The organism is Chimaeribacter californicus, from assembly GCF_002858675.1.
Classification (GTDB): Bacteria; Pseudomonadota; Gammaproteobacteria; order Enterobacterales; family Enterobacteriaceae; genus Chimaeribacter; species Chimaeribacter californicus.
In genome coordinates this window covers 1-1,565 of sequence record NZ_PJZF01000062.1, presented here as the reverse complement: position 1 = coordinate 1,565, position 1,565 = coordinate 1, and the positions used below count along the sequence as shown (strand labels likewise).

The window sequence follows — 1,565 nt, the reverse complement described above, 5'->3', positions numbered from 1 at the left end:
GCACCGCCGTGCGCAACCCCTCCTGGCCGCGGTCCAGCAGCGGGGCGGTCAGCGTCACCGGTTCGTCGGCCTGAAACGCATCCTGCGCGTCCGGCCCCTGCAGGGCGTCATACACCGCCGCCAGATCGGCACTGCTGCGCGCCATCGGGCCGATGTGGTCGAGGCTGGCGACAAACGGCTGGCTGCCGTGGCGCGACAGGCGGCCAAAGGTCGGCTTCAGGCCGAGGATGCCGCACAGCGAGGCGGGCACGCGGATCGAGCCGTTGGTGTCGCTGCCGAGGGCGAAATTCACCAGCCCGGCCGCCACCGCCGCGCCGGAACCGCCGGAGGAGCCGCCGGCAATCCGGCTCAGGTCATGCGGGTTACGCGTCGCGCCGTAGTGGCTGTTTTCGGTGGTGAAGCCGTAGGCGTAGGCGTCCATGTTCAGCATCCCGGCCAGCAGCCCCCCGGCCTGCGCCAGCCGCTGCACGGCGGTGGCGTCCTGCTGCGCCGGGGGGCGCTGGCTGAAGAGGCTGGCACCCGCCAGCGTCACCGTTCCGGCGACATCAAACAGATTTTTCACCGCATAAGGAATGGCGGCCAGCGGCGGCAGCTCAACCCCGCGCGCGCGCCGGGCGTCCAGGGCGTCGGCCTCGCGCAACAGGCGATCTTCCGTCACCTGGGTAAAGGCGTTGATCGCCGGGTTCACGCGGGCAATTTTCTCCAGCGTGGCGGCGGCGATCTCACGGGCGGAAATCTCGCCCTGTTGCAGCGCGGTGCGCAACCCGGCAATCGGGCCGGTCAGCAGGGCATTCATGCGCGGTACACCCCCGCGATCTCCAGGCGTTGGTCGAGCGGCAGCGCCATCAGCGGTTCCGCCATCGCGGCGATGCGGGTGAACTGCGTCAGCAATTCCTGACGGCGGGCGTCATCCAGTTCCAGCGCCAGCATCGCTTCCATCTGGTGCAGATAGGCCGCCCAGTCCGGGGCGGGCAGGGTATCAGTGGTCATTTTTTCTCCTCGGTCAGAATCCGGCCGCGCTGCCGTTGCTGCGCGGGTCAAATGCGCCTTCGAACATCCCATTGGTATGGCGCACAATCGCGCCCGCATGGCCTACTGCCTCGCTGTAGTCCGGCAGCCACTCCACCTCATGCCCGCGTTGGCGCAGGGTTTCCGCGGTGGCCTGGTCAATGCGCCCCTCCAGTTTCAGCGAGTCGGAGCTGTCGCCCCAGGTGCGGCCGAGCAGCCAGCGCGGCCCGCTGATCGCCTGTTGCAGCGGTTTGCCCTGCACCACATGGCGCACAAACAGCGCCGCTTGCGTCTGTGGCTGGCCGTCGCCGCCCATCGAGCCATACACCAGCGTGCGGCCGTCATAGAGCCGCGCCGCCGCCGGGTTCAGGGTGTGGAACGGCTGTTTGCCCGGTACCAGCGCCAGCAGGTGGCCGCTGTCCAGGCTGAACGACGCCCCACGGTTCTGCCACAATACGCCGCTGCCGGGCAGCACGACGCCACTGCCGAATTCGTGGTAAAGGCTCTGGATAAACGAAACCGCCAGCCCGCTGCTGTCCATCACGCCGAGCCACACG

The 1,565-nt window shown here is 68.8% G+C and carries 3 protein-coding genes; all 3 read right to left on the bottom strand.

The annotated features are described in order from the left end of the window. Nucleotides 1-796: amidase family protein (locus CYR55_RS22765; RefSeq protein WP_241522220.1), on the bottom strand; the 796-nt coding region annotated here is incomplete at its 3' end. Continuing rightward, complete coding sequence (hpxX, locus tag CYR55_RS22760) at nt 793-990, bottom strand: oxalurate catabolism protein HpxX (RefSeq protein WP_101818571.1); 198 nt, start codon at nt 988-990, stop codon at nt 793-795. The genes hpxX and CYR55_RS22765, both read right to left, overlap by 4 nt. A gap of 13 nt (nt 991-1,003) precedes the next feature. Continuing rightward, nucleotides 1,004-1,565: gamma-glutamyltransferase (locus tag CYR55_RS22755; protein WP_175580831.1), on the bottom strand; the 562-nt coding region annotated here is incomplete at its 5' end.